At 35.1% G+C, this 16,821-nt stretch carries 13 protein-coding genes and 1 tRNA gene; 5 read left to right on the forward strand and 9 right to left on the reverse strand.

From position 1 onward, the window contains the following. Positions 1-21 precede the first annotated feature (21 nt). Complete coding sequence (locus E0W73_RS06905) at positions 22-2,193, reverse strand: S9 family peptidase (RefSeq protein WP_135221360.1); 2,172 nt, start codon at positions 2,191-2,193, stop codon at positions 22-24. A gap of 181 nt (positions 2,194-2,374) precedes the next feature. Here E0W73_RS06905 and E0W73_RS06910 point away from each other — a divergent pair, with 181 nt between their 5' ends. Together E0W73_RS06910 and E0W73_RS06915 are read left to right on the forward strand one after the other, a co-directional pair. Next, positions 2,375-3,688, forward strand: a complete 1,314-nt coding sequence (locus E0W73_RS06910; protein WP_135221361.1) for a hydroxymethylglutaryl-CoA reductase, degradative — start codon at positions 2,375-2,377, stop codon at positions 3,686-3,688. 96 nt (positions 3,689-3,784) lie between these two features. Continuing rightward, positions 3,785-4,693, forward strand: a complete 909-nt coding sequence (locus E0W73_RS06915; RefSeq protein ID WP_135221362.1) for a GYDIA family GHMP kinase — start codon at positions 3,785-3,787, stop codon at positions 4,691-4,693. Between the two features lie 3 nt (positions 4,694-4,696). On the opposite strand, the gene E0W73_RS06920 is transcribed toward E0W73_RS06915, so the two are convergent. The 7 genes from E0W73_RS06920 to E0W73_RS06950 form a co-directional block, all read right to left on the reverse strand. Next, positions 4,697-5,143: a hypothetical protein gene (locus E0W73_RS06920; RefSeq protein WP_135221363.1), complete on the reverse strand. Its 447-nt coding sequence runs from the start codon at positions 5,141-5,143 to the stop codon at positions 4,697-4,699. 279 nt (positions 5,144-5,422) lie between these two features. Then, complete coding sequence (locus tag E0W73_RS06925) at positions 5,423-7,522, reverse strand: peptidylprolyl isomerase (protein ID WP_135221364.1); 2,100 nt, start codon at positions 7,520-7,522, stop codon at positions 5,423-5,425. 108 nt (positions 7,523-7,630) lie between these two features. Continuing rightward, complete coding sequence (locus E0W73_RS06930) at positions 7,631-8,887, reverse strand: hemolysin family protein (protein WP_135221365.1); 1,257 nt, start codon at positions 8,885-8,887, stop codon at positions 7,631-7,633. 3 nt (positions 8,888-8,890) lie between these two features. Next, positions 8,891-9,085 (reverse strand): hypothetical protein, encoded by a 195-nt coding sequence (locus E0W73_RS06935; RefSeq protein WP_135221366.1) that lies wholly within the window; start codon positions 9,083-9,085, stop codon positions 8,891-8,893. A gap of 5 nt (positions 9,086-9,090) precedes the next feature. After that, entirely contained in the window at positions 9,091-9,645 is a 555-nt protein-coding gene (lptC, locus tag E0W73_RS06940; RefSeq protein WP_135221367.1) for an LPS export ABC transporter periplasmic protein LptC, read from the reverse strand. Between the two features lie 55 nt (positions 9,646-9,700). Continuing rightward, positions 9,701-10,930 (reverse strand): hypothetical protein, encoded by a 1,230-nt coding sequence (locus tag E0W73_RS06945; RefSeq protein ID WP_135221368.1) that lies wholly within the window; start codon positions 10,928-10,930, stop codon positions 9,701-9,703. Next, positions 10,923-11,657 (reverse strand): type III pantothenate kinase, encoded by a 735-nt coding sequence (locus E0W73_RS06950; protein ID WP_135221369.1) that lies wholly within the window; start codon positions 11,655-11,657, stop codon positions 10,923-10,925. Before E0W73_RS06950 ends, E0W73_RS06945 begins: the two co-directional genes overlap by 8 nt. Before the next feature lie 103 nt (positions 11,658-11,760). Between E0W73_RS06950 and E0W73_RS06955 the strand changes: the two genes are divergently transcribed. The 3 genes from E0W73_RS06955 (at position 11,761) to E0W73_RS06965 (ending at position 13,861) form a co-directional block, all read left to right on the forward strand. Next, positions 11,761-11,833: transfer RNA gene (locus E0W73_RS06955), tRNA-Phe, on the forward strand. A gap of 299 nt (positions 11,834-12,132) precedes the next feature. Continuing rightward, the gene (locus E0W73_RS06960) at positions 12,133-13,623 is read left to right on the forward strand and encodes an MFS transporter (protein ID WP_135221370.1); all 1,491 of its coding nucleotides are present in this window, start codon (positions 12,133-12,135) and stop codon (positions 13,621-13,623) included. A gap of 10 nt (positions 13,624-13,633) precedes the next feature. Beyond that, complete coding sequence (locus E0W73_RS06965) at positions 13,634-13,861, forward strand: DUF6814 family protein (RefSeq protein ID WP_135221371.1); 228 nt, start codon at positions 13,634-13,636, stop codon at positions 13,859-13,861. Between the two features lie 75 nt (positions 13,862-13,936). Here the strand turns inward: E0W73_RS06965 and E0W73_RS06970 are convergent, their stop codons facing one another. After that, positions 13,937-16,810: an alpha-amylase family glycosyl hydrolase gene (locus E0W73_RS06970; protein ID WP_135221372.1), complete on the reverse strand. Its 2,874-nt coding sequence runs from the start codon at positions 16,808-16,810 to the stop codon at positions 13,937-13,939. Positions 16,811-16,821: the final 11 nt, after the last annotated feature.

The following is a 16,821-nucleotide window of genomic DNA, read 5'->3' on the forward strand; positions in this document are numbered from 1 at the left end:
TAAGATTAAATGTTTTTAGATTTATAAATTTTCTTTAATGAAATTAGTCATTTTGTTGTACAGCTGAATTCGTGTTTTGCCACCATAAATTCCGTGGTTTTTATCAGGATAAATTTGAGAATCAAATTGTTTATTAGCCTGAATCAAAGCTTCCATCATTTGCATTGAATTCTGAACGTGTACGTTGTCATCTCCAGATCCATGAATCAATAAAAACTTTCCTTTTAATTTTTCAACGTGATTGATTGGAGAATTTTGGTCGTAACCGCTTGCATTTTCCTGCGGCGTCTGCATATATCTTTCGGTATAAACACTGTCATAAAAACGCCAGTTGGTTACTGGAGCAACTGCAATTGCCATTTTGAAAACATCATTTCCTTGGAAAATACAGTTAGACGACATAAAACCACCATAGCTCCAGCCAAAAATTCCAATTCTTGAAGCATCAACGTATGGATAAGCCCCTATAACTTTTGCCGCATCTATCTGGTCTTCTACTTCGTATTTTCCTAATTCTTTTTGAGTTACTTTTTTGAAATCAGCACCTTTAAATCCTGTTCCTCTACCGTCTACACAAGCCACAATATAACCTTGTTGTGTTAATGATAAAAACCAATAATCATCATTATTATTCCAGTCGTTGTTTACCTGCTGTGAACCTGGCCCTGAATACTGATACATGAATACAGGATATTTTTTTGAAGGATCAAAATTTTTCGGTTTTAATATCCAAGCGTTTAATTCGTTTCCTTTTGCCGTTTTTAGAACAAAAAACTCTTTAGTAGGAAGGTTGTATGCTTTTAATTTTTCGGCAAGATCCTGATTGTTTTCAATAACTTGGATTTCTTTTCCGGTTTTAGCCTCATTTAATGTATATGTCGTTGGCTGTAAATTACTAGAATAAGTTGTTATGAAGTACTCGAAGTTCGGACTGAAAGTTGCCGCACTAGTACCAATTTTTGAAGACAGACGAAGCTTGTTTTTTCCGTCTAGACCAATTTTATAAAGATCTCTGTTTATAGAACCATTTTCTGTAGACTGATAGAAAATCGTTTTTGTTTTTTCGTCAAAACCGTAATAAGAAGTAACTTCCCAATTTCCTTTAGTTACCTGATTTTTAAGTTTTCCGTTTTTATCATACACATAAATATGATTAAAGCCGTCTTTTTCGCTTGTCCAGATAAAGCTATTATCTTTTAAGAAAGTCAGATTATCTGTTATATCAACATATGCTTTATCTTTTTCATTCAAAACTACTTTTGGCGCAGCTGTTGTTCCGTCTACAAATAGCAAATCAAGATTATCCTGATGACGGTTTAAAACCTGAGCTGAAAGAACATTATTATCATTAGTCCACTGCATTCTTGCAATGTAAAAATCATTGTAATTGGCTAAGTTAACTTTTTTGGTTGCGCTTCCTGCAACATCATAAATATGCAATGATACTTCTGAATTCTTTTCTCCCGCCTTCGGATATTTGAAAGTTTCGGTTGCAGGATACAAATAGTTTTGGAAGATTGACATCGAAAATTCTGGAACCTGGCTTTCATCAAAACGAATGTATGCTAATTTTTTGCTGTCTTTACTCCAGTCAAAAGCGCGTACAAATGCAAACTCTTCCTCGTAAACCCAGTCTGTAATACCGTTTATTACTACGTTTTTCTTTCCATCAGTTGTAACAGCTGTAGATTTTTTAGATGCTACATCATAGATGTACAAGTTGTTCTCTCTAGCGTAGGCGATTTTTGTTCCGTCAGGCGAAAAAGTGGGTTCCTGAATCTGAAAATCAGCCAATTTTGTCAATGATTTTGATGTTATATCATATATAAAGTAATCAGCAGTAAAAGAGTGACGAAATATTTTATTTGAATTACAAGCAATTAAGATCTTTTTTTCGGAAGCATCAAAAGTGTAACTATCAATTCCGTCTGCAAGTGCCTTATAATCTTTAGTGTCTATTAAATTATTGATTTTTTTAAGAGTCGCAAAATCATAAAGTCCTATCTGCATACTTCTAGCTGCTTGGTCTATATTCAATACAGTATACTGATTCGTATTTTTTAAAGATTGCAGCTCATCCATACCTTTTGCACGAAATGCACCACCGTAAATACTTTCAACAGTTATTTTCTGTTGTGCGAAAGCGGTCGTAATCAAAAATAAAAGAACTAGAGTAATTTTACTTGTATTCATTAGAAATTATTTTAAATATAAAAAGAGCCCAATTTTAGTAAAAAAAACAAACATAATACACATTTTAAGTGTTAAATGTTAAAAAAAATAACGATTGCGTATTTTGAACTTTCAAATTGATTTTAAACAAAACTCTTAAAATGGTATATTTGCCGCAACATTATTATTTAATATATTGAGAATGAACAATGCCGTTGCCGGATTTTCGAAATTATCCAAAAAAGAAAAAATAAACTGGATTGCTGAAACCTATTTTTCAAATCCCGAAGAAGCCCTTACGATTATAAGAAATTACTGGAATTCAGACGAAAAGCTACAGCAGCTTCACGACGAATTTATAGAAAATACAATTACAAACTTATATATTCCGCTTGGCATCGCTCCTAACTTTTTGATAAACGGAAAATACAAAACCATTCCGATGGCCATCGAAGAAAGTTCTGTGGTTGCTGCAGCTTCTAAAGCCGCAAAATACTGGTCGACACGTGGTGGTTTTAAAACTACGGTAATAGATACCGAAAAAATCGGGCAAGTTCATTTTACTTTTAATGGTGATGCCGAAAAACTTCATGCTTTTTTTGATCAGATTAAGCCAAAATTCTTTTCAGAAACGCAGTCTATAACTAAAAATATGGAACAGCGCGGCGGCGGAATTCTTGACCTAAAACTAAAAGACAAAAGAAGTCTTCTTGAAAATTACTATCAGCTTCATGCCACTTTTGAGACCAAAGACAGCATGGGAGCCAACTTTATAAATTCTTGTCTGGAACAATTTGCATCAACCTTAAAAGAGGAATTTCAAAACTCAGATTTGTTTACTAACGATGATGCTTTGCAGGTAATTATGAGCATTCTCTCTAATTATGTCCCTAATTGTTTAGTTAGAGCAGAGGTTTCTTGCCCTGTAGAAGAATTGACAGAAAAACACATTTCGGATCCACAGTTATTTGCCGAACGTTTTGTTCAGGCTGTACAAATTGCAGAAGCAGAACCTTTTAGGGCCGTAACACACAACAAAGGAATCATGAACGGAGTTGACGCCGTAATTTTAGCAACGGGTAACGACTTTAGAGCTGTTGAAGCCGGAGTGCATGCTTATGCTTCAAAAAACGGACAATACGCAAGTTTATCGCATGCTAAAATCGAGAACGGTATTTTTACTTTCTGGCTTGAAATTCCGCTTGCTCTAGGAACTGTAGGCGGCCTGACTTCTTTACATCCTTTGGTAAAACTGAGTCTTGAAATTCTTGAAAAACCGTCTGCTAGCGAATTAATGGAAATTGTAGCTGCTGCAGGACTTGCACAAAATTTTGCAGCTCTGCGTTCATTGACTACTACAGGAATTCAGGAAGGGCATATGAAAATGCACCTAAACAATATTATCAATCAATTTGAGGCTACTGATGAAGAACGTCATTTGATAAAGTCGCACTTCAAAAAAACAACTGTCACCCATAGCGCAGTAGTCGAATTTATAGAAAGCTTAAGAAAATAAACTAATCTGTAAAATCCAATGTTTTAAATTGCAAATTCCAATGTTGTGAATTGGAGTTTAAAATATTGGAATTTTTATAATACTATAAAGACAATTATGTCAACAACTTTTTACAGTAACGGAAAACTTTTTATCGCTGGAGAATACCTTGTTTTGGACGGAGCAGATGCTTTTGCCTTGCCAACAAAATTCGGTCAGGACCTGGTAATTGAAAACGGCAAAAACAACGAGATTCAATGGACAAGCTATGATTATGACAATCGAATATGGTTTGAAGACACCATTTTGTTCAGTGACATCATCAACAAAACAGAATCTAAAACTGAAACTGTAAAAAGCACTCTTATCAACATATTGCACGAAGCATATCGTTTAAATCCTAGTTTTATAGACCAGTCAGAAGGTCACAAGGTAAGCACCCATCTAACTTTTCCACGCAAATGGGGACTCGGGACTTCTTCTACTTTAATCAATAATGTTGCGCAATGGGCAGATGTTAATGCTTTTAAATTATTGAATAATAGCTTTGGAGGAAGCGGCTACGATATTGCTTGTGCCCAAAACGATACTCCAATCATCTATCAAATTAAGGATAATATCGCAAAACCTGTTGATTTTAAGCCTGATTTTACAAACCATATCTATTTTGTTTATCTGAACAAAAAACAGAACAGCAAATCGGCTATTTACTCTTATAATAATCATAAAAATCATAATCTGAGCGAAAGCATTGCGGCAAACAACAAAATCACGGCATCAATACTAAATGCAAAGACATTGAAAGAATTTGCCTCGGCAGTACAGAAACATGAAATCCACCTAAGCAGAATTCTTGAAATGCAGACTATAAAAGAAGCTGTTTTTCCAGATTTTACTGGCGTTATCAAAAGTCTTGGGGCTTGGGGCGGCGACTTTGTTATGGTTGTTTCAAAAGAAAATCCGAAAGAATATTTTGCTTCAAAAGGCTATGAAACTATCCTTACTTATGAGGAAATGATTTTATAGCAATCAGTTTGAATTTGCTTTTTTATTCTCTATTTCGCTGGTTTCTAATCTGCGAACAGCTTGGTTTTCCTGCTCGTTTGATTCGATAAGCGTATTATGAAGACGCTCTGCCATTTTTTCTATACTGTTGGTAATCGAATCATATACGAGCTCCATTCGTCTGTGTTTTTCTTCTTTTACAGCTTTCAAAACATCTTCAACGAACACTTTGTCGTATTTTTCAGCAACAGAGTCTCGGGTATTGGTTAATCTGATTACGTAGTCGTTGCTTAGAATTGTTACCTTAAAATGCTGCTCCTCATTACTAAGATAATACTTACCTCCTAATTCATCAACATTGATGTCGGTGCTGCTAACCTTTAAAAGTTCCGTGATTATACCGAAAATATGATTTTCAATTTTGGTATAAACTTTTGGTTTCTTTCTAAAAATATTTAACTTAGAAAACATCAAGTGTCTGATTATTAAAAGATTTTGTTTTTGGTTGTTCTTTTCAAACTTAATTAACAACAGAAATTACTACAATTTACTTTGTTAAAATAAAAATCGGACAAATTAACTGTAATAATTTGAATATCACAAATTTTTTAAATTAAATTTCTATTATTGCTACACTTACACATTTTAAATGTTAAAAAAAAGCACGAAATACAATTAGCTAAAATTTAAAGCAAAAAGCCCGAAACATGTAATGTGTTTCGGGCTTCTTTATAAGTTAACTTCTAAAAATTAGTAGTTGAATTGCAATCTGTTATCTTCAATTTTAGCGTTGTTTTTCAAAGCTGGCAAAACTCTGCTCGCATCAGAAGCGCTTTGAGCTTTTAATTTCTCTATGTAAGCTGCATGGTTTGCAATTGCTGGAGCTTTTACCGTGCTGATGTTTTTCACTACATAAACACCTGTGTTTCCTTCAATTGGAGCAGAAAGCTTGTTTGCAGCAAGAGCAAATGCATTACCTACAACTTTTGGCTCTTGCCCTACACCTCCTGGAAGTACAGGGTTATCCATCGTTACGTTTGTAGCTTGTTGTACAGCTACACCTGCGCTTTTAGCAACTGCCTCAATGCTTGAACCTGTCATTTTAGCTTTTAAAATTTCAGCCTTTTTCTTGTTTTTCAAGATTGGCTCAACGTATGGTCTTGCCATATTTACAGAAACCAATCCTGATTTGTTCTCCCCTTTGTACTGAGCAATTACGTGACCGATATTTGCCAATTCAAAACGTTTTACATCTCCTTTGCTTGTTTCTTTATCAAATGCCCATCTTACAATGTTGCGTTGGTTTCCAAGAGGACCAAATGCTTCATCCATAGCTTTAACAGAAACTTCTGGAGAAACTTTTAATCCTAATTCTTTTGCAGCTGCATTAAAATCTTTCTCTCCGGCATTCATTTCAAATTTGGTTGCCAAAGTAAATACTTTATCTGAAGTAGCTTCAGAAGGTTCGATTTTTTGAGCAATAGTAGCTAAACGAATTCCGTCTTGCTTATCTGTGATCTTAATGATATGAAAACCGAATTGAGTTTCAACTAAACCTACTTTTCCAATTCCGTTACTGAATACAAAATCATTGAATGGTTTTACCATAGCGTTTGGACCAAAGTAGCCTAAATCTCCACCTTGTTGAGCAGAAGAATCATCAGAGCTTGTAATAGCCAACATCACAAAACTATCTGGATTAGCTTGAACTTGAGATAAGATTTCTTCAGCTTTAGCTTTAGCTTCTTCTTTAGTTCTTTTTTCTTTTTGGTTTGGAGTTTGAGAACCCTCATAACCGATTAAGATATGGCTTGCTTTTGCATTTACACCAGCTTTAAACCCTAAAGATTTAGAGATAGCATAATATCTTCCGAACACATAAGGCCCGTAGATAGCACCTGCAGGAAGACTGAACAATTTATCAGCATCTACAGCAGGAAGTGCATTTTTAGGAATATAAGTAGAATCGTAAGGAATATCAGAATTAGAGTTTACAAATTCAGCAATGTTTGTAGCATTTTTGAATCCTGGCAATGTATCTGTTTTTCCTGTTTTTTCGTTGTATTCAGATCTTGCCGACAATAAAGCTGTCAATTTAGCTTTAATATCTGCCTCATCTTGTTTTGATGGTTTGTCTTCAACTAAAACGTATTGAATTTCACGAGTCGCGTCTGCTTTAAACTTTTTCTCGTTTTTCTTCATATAATCGGTAATTTCTGAATCAGAAATTTTTACTTCGCTGTCTTTAATAGAAGAATAAAGTGCCCCTGCATAAGCAAAGTTTACTTTGTTTGCTTCCATTTCATACTTTAATTTTCCTTCGCTTGCAGTTGTATAAAGTCCTGCTCTAATTAAAGTATTATAGATTTGGAATTTCGCATTCAATTCAGCATCTTTTTCTTTTTGAGCAATAAATTGAGCCGCTTCTGGATTTGCTTTAAAATAATCTTTGAATTTTGCAATATCAAAAATTCCTGCAGCATTTAGAAACATTGGGTTCTTACCAATATTTGGATCAGCTTTTAAAACTTCGATAAGGTGTTTTTCACCTACTCTCAATCCTAATTTATCAAACTGTGCTGATAATAATGCGATTGAAACCTCTTGATCCCATACTCTGTTTGCAGCTTCAGTGGAAGTTATTCCTTGCCCACTTTTTTCAAGATTGCTAACTTTAACTCTAAAGTCTTCAAATGAAATATCTTTTCCATCGATGCTTCCTACATCTTTTGAACTTTGACCAAATGTTCCTCTTGTAAATAGATCTTGTATTATAAATGCAAATAATGCAAGTGCAATAACCCCTATCAATAAAGCGGAACGCTGTCTAATTTTTGCTAAAACTGCCATTTTTATTATCGTTAATTTTATATTCAGTTTGCGAAAATACAATTATCTAGTTAATAACAATACAACTAGGGTTTTATTTTACACAATTTTTTTCATTAATTAAAAAAATCACTCTTTTATTGTCAATTTAACCAATTCAATTTTCTTGTTTGTGGCTTCTTTTATGACAAAATGAAAGTTATCAATTACAATTTTTTCTCCTTTTTGAGGGATTTCTTTTGTAAAGTCTACTATAAACCCGCCTAAAGTTCCGTATGAATCTTCTTCGGGAATCATTAATTTATAGGTTTCATTGAGATATTCTACATCTAATCTTGCCGAAAACAAGTATTTACCCTCTCCTAGTTCTTGTTCAATCAATTCCTCGTCAAGATCATGTTCGTCTTCAATTTCGCCGAACAGTTCTTCTACGATATCTTCGACAGTGACAATTCCAGAAGTGCCACCATATTCATCCAAAACAACGGCTGCGTTTTTGTGTTTTTTCAATAATAATGTCAACACATCTTTTATAAGAATGGTCTCAGGAACAAATTCGACGGTCATCAAAACCGATTTTATAGTCGCTGGTTTTTTAAACAAATCAAACGAATGCACATAACCTACTATATCGTCTAAATTATTCTGATAGACCATTATTTTAGAATAGCCGGTTTCTATAAACATAGCCTTAAGGTCATCGACGCTGTCAAATAAATCGACTGCAGCTATTTCTGTTCTCGGCGACATTATATCTCTTGCCTTAACTCCAGAAAATTCGAGAGCATTCTGAAAAATCTGAATTTCAGAATCAACTTCTTCGTCATCTTCTACAGTGCTCATCTGCTCTGTAATAAAATTTCCAAGTTCGCTTCTGCTGAACAAATGCACTTGGTCGCCCTCAGTTTTAAAGAATCGGCTTAGCACAAAATCGGCAATCCAGATAAAAAAACTCGAGATATAATAAAAAATCCTATAGAATAAATAAGCTGGAAGCGCGAAAATTTTAATAAGCGAATTGGCGTAAATCTGGAAAAAGACTTTTGGGAAAAATTCGGAAGTCAGCAAAACAATAAGCGCCGCGATCAAGGTCTGCACCAAAACGTTGAGCCAGTTTGAAAACGAAAAACCGAAATAGGAAATCCAGCCGAGAATAATATCGCCCATAAAAAACCCGTAGATTACCAGCGCTACATTGTTGCCAATGAGCATCGCAGCAATAAATTTTGATGGGTTTTCGGTAAGTTTGGTTAAAATACGGGATAAAAAATGATCTTGCTTTTTTTCGATTTCAAGATAAATTTTATTGGAAGAAATAAAAGCTATTTCCATTCCCGAAAAAAAAGCAGCTAGTATTAAACATATGATTATAATACTAATTTCCATTTTTTACTTTTTTTTGTTGCGGTCTTCAAACTTTTTGACAAATCTTCTCCTAAAAAAGAACATGAAAATAGCCATTCCGGCAATAATAAAACTTAAAGAAGCATTATCATCTTGCTCGTTTAATTTTGTAAAACCGTCGTAAACAAAATAAAGTCCAAAAACGATGTAAACGTATTGTGTATATTTTAAATAACCCATAATATTTATTCTTCTGATGATTCAATCTCACCGCTTACACGCTGTGAATTGATTACTTTAAAATCTTTGCTGAAATCTATTCCCTGTCCAAATGAAACTCCTTTTGCATCGGTCAGTTTAAATTTCCTTTCGGTATAAAACCACTCGTTCTTCTGATCAAAATACAATTGTTCTGTTTCTAAGACCTGCCCTGTTTCTGATGTTATTTTTACTTTCCCGATCAAATCGATAATTCCTGTATTTTTATATGAAACAGCATAATTACCTTTTATAAAGGTACGCTTTTGTTTTTTATCATACAAAGTGACATCTATTCCTTTTGGAAATTCGGTGAAAGGAAAATCTAGATTGGAGTAATCAAGCATTTTTGGACTTATCAGAACTCCTGTGATACGTCCTGAATCTGTATATTTTATATTGACTGTGTCGGCGTCGCTTGCAGGGACAAATTCGGAGAAATTAATTTTTTGAACTTCTTTAAAATTACTCTCGCATCCAAAAAACAGTGTCACAGCAAAAACTGTGACAACTATAAGACTATATCTTTTTGGTACATTCATTTGCCAAAAGTAGTAAATTGTAATGAGCTTAAAAAAGTAAAAAAAACAATGTTTTTTAGTTGAATTTACTTTTCACAAACCATCTGTCGTTAAACGAGAAGCTTACGCTAAAATTCACGTAATTTTCTTGAACCAAGTCAGAAGACACTGTGCCTCTTTTACCAAATTCAATTCCAAGATTAACATTTGAAAAAGATCCTGTAATAGGGAAACCTGCCCCTAATGTCATTCCGACATCTTTAATAGATTCATTCTTTACGATCAAACCAATTTTTTCGTATTTCAATCCTGCTCTATAAGTAATTCTGCTGAAATAATTTGTAAATGAAGCGTAATTAGGAATAAAATATCCTCCTATCGCATATTTAGAGTATTTCTCGTACTGCACATTTGAACTTTGGTTGTAATAATTTGCATACTGTCCTTCGCCTTGAAAAACCATGCTTGTACCTATCAGCCATTTTCTCGACTCACCAATACCGGCACTAAGACTTAATTTGTTCGGAAGTTTTAGTTCTTGAGAATTTGGTGCATATGTATATGGGTCTGCATCACCGCTTACTGTAATTGTTCTAGTATTATCTGAATTTAGAGTGCTTGCAAAAGCATAGCTTAAACTAGTAAATAAATTAACCTTTTTATAAAGCTTGGTCTGATACATGGTACCAATTGTGAAGCTTGCTCCAGAAAGCTCTGCAATATTCTCTTCTGTAGTAACATTCTGCACACCGGTAACTGCTTCAATACTAGTCGTTGTGATTTTTCCGAAATTATACTGCACATCGGCACCCACATTCCAGTTGCGCATAATTTTGTAGCTCAAACCAAAATATACTTTATTAACACCGCCTTTTCCATCAAGCTGCGCACTTGTAGCGCCTTCTGTTCCTGTATTATCGTTAAGAATTTTATATCCAACAGAAGAAACGGGTATTAATCCGAAAGAAGCTCCTAGTTTTCCCATTGGGATTCCTAACGCTAAATAATCAAAAGTAGTTCTTTGCGCTTTTTCAGACTGAGAACTGGTTTTTAGATTTGAAGTAGCAAAAGTTCCTCCAACCGTAAAAGTTGTTTGCCCAAGATTGGAATAACTTGCTGGATTCTCTATATTAAGGTGAATACTGTCCTGCTCTACTGCAACCCCTGCCATAGATCTGTACTCCAAAGTTCCCTTAAATCTTGCTTCACCAATTCCATAAAAAGAATAAGGCGAAGCGGTACCTTGCTGCGCGAATGAAACGAACGACATAAGCAGACATGCGCTTATTATAAGTTTTTTAATCATTGTCGATTTTATATTGATATGTTTGGCTCAAACTCTCCAGCAGGAAATTTGAATTGGCAAATATGGTATTTTTTAATCGTTTAGCCAAAAAATCTGCATCACCTCCCGTTAAAATTATGATAAAATTTGAAAACTGTCTGCGATATTCATCGATAAATCCGTCAATCTCATAGACGAAACCGTTAACAACTCCCGAATGCATTGCTTGTGTGGTCGAGTTTCCTATATAGGAATCTGGAGCTTCTAATGCCAATAACGGCAGTTTGGCCGTAAAATTATGCATCGATTCATATCGCAAACGAAGCCCTGGAGAAATAGCGCCCCCCAGATAATGGTCATTTTCGTCGACAAAATCGTAGGTAACGCAAGTTCCTGCATCTATGACTAGTCTATTTTTTTTAGGAAACTGCAAAACCGCACCCGACGCTAAAACCATTCGGTCGATTCCTAAAGTTTTTGGCGTTGCATATTTATTGATAAACGGAAAAACATCTTCGTGCGTTAGAAAATGTATTTTTAAGACGTTTTCGAATGTCAAAAAAGCTTCTTTTTCGATTTGACCGACTGATGCGGCTACTAAATCGGTACATTCAGAATACTTTTTTAAAATTATTTCAATTTTTTTTTCGAGTTCATTTTTTTCAAAAATAAAATTTTCTAAAGCAGTATCACCCTCAAATACAGCCGCTTTAATTCTAGTATTTCCAACATCAACTGTTAAAATCATAACTCATTTTTTGCTGTTGCGAAGATACGAATTGATTTTTTTAAAAAAATGTTTTGGATAAACGGAAAATGATTCTATCTTTGCACCCGCAACAAACAAGCACGGTACCTTAGCTCAGATGGTAGAGCAATGGACTGAAAATCCATGTGTCCCTGGTTCGATCCCTGGAGGTACCACAAAACCCGAATAGCAATATTCGGGTTTTTTGTTTTTTATGCTTTTTTGTTTTATCTGACCGCAAAAAAAAAAACGGAAGGTTCACAAAGTTTAAAAATAACTTTGCGAACCTTTGCATAAATCTTTGCGCTCTCTGCGGTTTAAAACCTCTTCAAATTTACTTTAGATTTTAAAACCAAAATGTCAACAAATAAATAGTTTTTGTTAAAAAAGTATTGACTGAATAAAAAAATATCTTATATATTCGTAAAACTATATTTTTAAACTTGATTTACTAACAAGATTATAAAGCAGTTTTATGAGCGAAACTTCTACTAAGGGCATTTGGAAAGTAATTTCAGCCTCTTCTATGGGAACAATGATTGAGTGGTACGACTTCTATATTTTTGGAAGTTTAGCCGTCGTTATTTCAACAAAATTTTTCCCTAGCGATAATCCCACAGCCGCATTCTTGTCTACTTTAGCCACTTTCGCAGCCGGATTTGTTGTTCGCCCGTTTGGAGCTTTATTCTTTGGAAGACTAGGAGACATCATCGGTCGTAAGTATACTTTTATGGCTACTTTATTATTAATGGGAGGATCTACTTTTTTGATTGGCTGCATTCCTAGTTACGAAACTATCGGATTTCTTGCACCTTTACTGGTTTTGATCTTACGTTTGCTTCAAGGTCTTGCGCTCGGAGGCGAATATGGAGGCGCGGCTACCTATGTGGCAGAACACGCTCCTGCTGGCCAAAAAGGATACTGGACATCCTGGATTCAAACTACTGCTACTGTTGGTTTGTTCATTTCATTAATGGTAATTCTCGCTACCAAAACTGTACTCTCTGCAGAAGCTTTTGATTTATGGGGATGGCGCGTTCCTTTTTGGGTTTCGATTGCCATGGTTGGTGTTTCTTACCTGATCAGAAAAAACATGGATGAATCTCCGGTTTTCGCGAAAGCTAAAAAAGAAGGAACAACAAGCAGCAATCCGTTAAAGGAAAGTTTTGGAAACCGCTATAACTTAAAATTTGTTTTACTAGCACTCTTTGGCGCTACCATGGGGCAAGGCGTTGTGTGGTATACCGGGCAATTTTATGCTATGAGTTTTATGAAAACGGTCATGAATATAGACTCTTCGCAGGTTGATAGCCTTCTCGGAATTGCATTATTGATAGGAACTCCTTTTTTTATTTTTTTTGGATGGCTCAGCGATAAAGTCGGACGAAAATATATCATGATGCTCGGAATGCTATTGGCGATTTTCTTATACAGACCTATTTATAGCGCTATGTATAATACAACAGATATTAAAAATAAAACAGAAATCGCAGCAAAAACCACTCAAAATACAGAAAATATTAATAATGCATCGGTAACTACAATTTCTAAAACCTATACAGATGGGACTTCGTATATTGAAAAAAAAACAGCTTTTAGTGATAAAGAATCTCAAAGCACAGTTACAATTAATATAAATTCTGCTGACGAATGGAAATTGATATTTATGGTTTTTGTTCAGGTATTATTTGTAACGATGGTTTACGGTCCGATTGCAGCATTTTTGGTTGAAATGTTTCCAACTAAAATCAGATACACTTCGATGTCGCTTCCTTATCATGTTGGAAATGGCATTTTTGGAGGTCTGCTTCCGGCAATATCAACTTATTTTGTGACGCATGCAAAAGCGGCCGGAAAAAGTGATTTTTACCTTGACGGACTTTGGTATCCTATTATTATCGCTTCGGTCTGTTTTGTAATAGGAATGATTTACATTGACAATAAAAACAAAATTAATCATCTTTAATAATTAAAACATGGATACAGTCAAACAAGCTTTAGGCGTTTTATGGGTTATTTTGGCAGTTGCGGCCGCGTACTTTTGCGTGTTTGAGTTTGGTCTGCCTAAATTATTATCGGATCAGCAGGAAGATCTGGTTTTTGGTATTATTATCCTTTTTATCCTCACACCACTGATTGTTTTAGGGTTAGGAATTTTTGGGTATTTTGCTGTGATCGGCGAATACAACGACAAAAAAAAGTAAAAAAATCAAATCAGAAAAGGGCTGTCTAAATTAATAGAACAGCCCTTTTCATTACTAACCTAACCTAACTACTTTTTATTTTTTAATGAATTTCATCGTCTGCGAATTACCGTTTGCATCAAATGCCTTTACCAGATATAATCCAGCTTTCAAATCGCTTACATGGAATTGATGATTTAAATCGTTATTTGAAGTGAAATCCTTCACCAAACTTCCTGAAACCGAATAAACTTGCACTTTTGACACAGCAAAATTTAAGGTAAAATAACTTGATACCGGATTTGGATGTAAACTAACCGTTTTCTCTTTTTCAAAATCTTCTATTGCCAGATTTGCAGTTTTGTTACCATAAATCCTGTATTCTCCCGGGAGAAGGTTTATTGGCGCATTTATATCTGAAACATTTATGGCAGAGTTGTCCATCAAATTATACCATGTTCCGGTGTACGGAAATCCTGTCGAAATATTTTGTGCTGTAACATCAAAATTGGCTAAAATCAAGACATCTTTTAATTGTGTTGAATTTAGCGCCGCATTTGTAATTTTAATATTTACACTTAATGAGTTTGCATTTAAGACTGTCGCACTTCCTAGAAACACTGGTTCTACGGTTTTCAGCGTAATCATCTTGGCCCAATCATTATAAATTTTACTGCGATTTGTATTTCCTAACCAATTATCTGTCCATTGCGGCTGTGGTTTTGTGTCTAATTTGCAATCTCCTCCTATTGCGTCATAGTCGGTATTTACAGAATTGTTATTGCAGGTAAAAATAGAATTCTCCCAGCCCAGTTCTCCAAAATGCCAAATCATTTTTGGTCCCGGAACCAGTAACGAAACCGCGCCAATTGCAGACATTCTAGACAAAGCAGTATCTAATGTTTTTACATTATAAGATCCAGAAGACGCTCCGTATTGCACATTCTTATACATTAAACGTTCTTCATCATGGCTTTCGGCATAACCCATTAAACGATTTGCTGCAAAACCTCTGCTCGAACTGGTCATTCTAGAAATATTGCTGTCTGAAGCATATCCCATTGACAATTGATTGTAAGGGTTTGTCATTTTTCCCCACATCATGATTCCTTTGCTTGGACTTTCTGCAACTCTGTAATCTGCCCATTGTTTTTCTTCTGCATCTGTTCCCAAATGTTCAAAAATAGTATAATGTGTAGGGTCTAAACTCCATGAATAATCTGCGTACTTCTTTAAAACATCTACTCTATCTTGCTGATAAGCATCTGTACATGCATTATCCGAATCGGTGCAGTTTTGTGTAAATCCTTTGGTTAAATCCCATCTAAAACCGTCAATTTTGTATTCCTGAATCCATTGCTTGATTACTCTTTGTACATAATATTGTGTTTTGTCAGATTGATGATTAAAATCTTCTCCCACATTGTAACTGTGCCTTGCTGCCGTATTAAAATACGGATTTTCGCTAGTTGGCGACCCAAAACCATCTCCGTCTGGATCGTTCATCCACATCCTCACCAGTGGGTTTCTTCCGAAAGCATGATTCAAAGCAACATCAAGAATAACTGCTATTCCGTTTTGATGGCACAAATCGATAAATTCTTTTAGTTTATCCGAAGTCCCGTAGAATTTATCCAAAGCCATATGAAATGACGTATTGTAACCCCAGCTTTCGTTACCTTCAAATTCCATTACCGGCATTAATTGAATTGCATTTATTTTAAGATTTTTAAAATAATCGATTTTGTCAATTAAGCTTTGATAATTTCGGCCAGCGTCGAAATCACGAACTAGAACTTCATAAACAACCAGTTTTTCTTTTTCAGGTTTTATAAAATTCGTCACCTGCCAGTTATATGGAGTTTGTCCTGTTTTTAAAACAGAAACTTCAAACTGCTGACCTGAGGGATAAACCGGCAGATTAGGATAGGACTTTGCAGGGATCCAAGGATCATCATATGGAGACAAAACCAAAGTAGCATAAGGATCTGCCGTTTTTACCATTACGGGCGAGCTGGCTAGCGGAGTTGTGTCAACTACCCAATATTGATAGGTATTGTTTACGCCCGACACGAGTCCGTTTAATTCGAGCCAAAATTTTCCAGAAGCAGGATCTTTTTTCATAGCATAAGCTGATGTTGGTTGCCAATTGTTAAAACTTCCCGCAACGTAAACAAAATCCTTAGAAGGCGCGTCTAAAACTAAAGTTGCTTTTGTAACATCGGCAACATTATAATTTATCCCATCAGCCAAGCCAGCAGGCATAGCCTCAGAAACTGTGTTCGGATTTACAACCACAGAAAATTTCTTTGCAATAGTAGTTGTGCCCTGAACCACAATCAATTCATAGGTTTGATTGCTGGCAATGTTGGTATGGGTATAAGAATAATTGGCCGTACTTGCTGTGTTTAATGTAGCTCCATTCGATTTCAATGTGTAGCTAGCCACTCCATTGGTATTGGTTGCAGCAATATTAAAACTTGCACCTGAAGCAATAATCGTGCTACTGTTTTCTATTGGCGAAGCCAAACTAACCTGAAAGGAACCAACTTCAACAAGAATATCTTGCGATTTCTTGTCTCCTGTTCCATCTTTAGCTTTGATCAAAAAACCAATTCTTCCTATTCCGTTTCTTGCGAAATACGAAGAAGGGGTAATTGTTTTTGTATAAGTATCGGCTCCTGCGTTATAGGTAAATTTACTGGCCTCATTTGATGAAGTCCAAGTTCCGTTTAATGGAGAATCTGTTTGATTGGTATCGTTTACATCATAAGACCAAGACCAAAGATATAATGCGTGAGTGGCGCTAATTCCCCATGAAGCTTCATTAACACTTGTACCATTAATGGTTATCGTGACAGGTGTTGTATCTTCAAAAGTGGTTGGATTTATTGAATAAGTAACTGTTTGTTGCTGGGCAAAAAGAGTTACCGCCATCAATAAAAATATTGATAGTAGAGTTTTTTTCATAATAGTGATTG

Origin of the sequence: Flavobacterium foetidum (genome assembly GCF_004634245.1) — a bacterium.
GTDB classification, from domain to species: Bacteria; Bacteroidota; Bacteroidia; order Flavobacteriales; family Flavobacteriaceae; genus Flavobacterium; species Flavobacterium foetidum.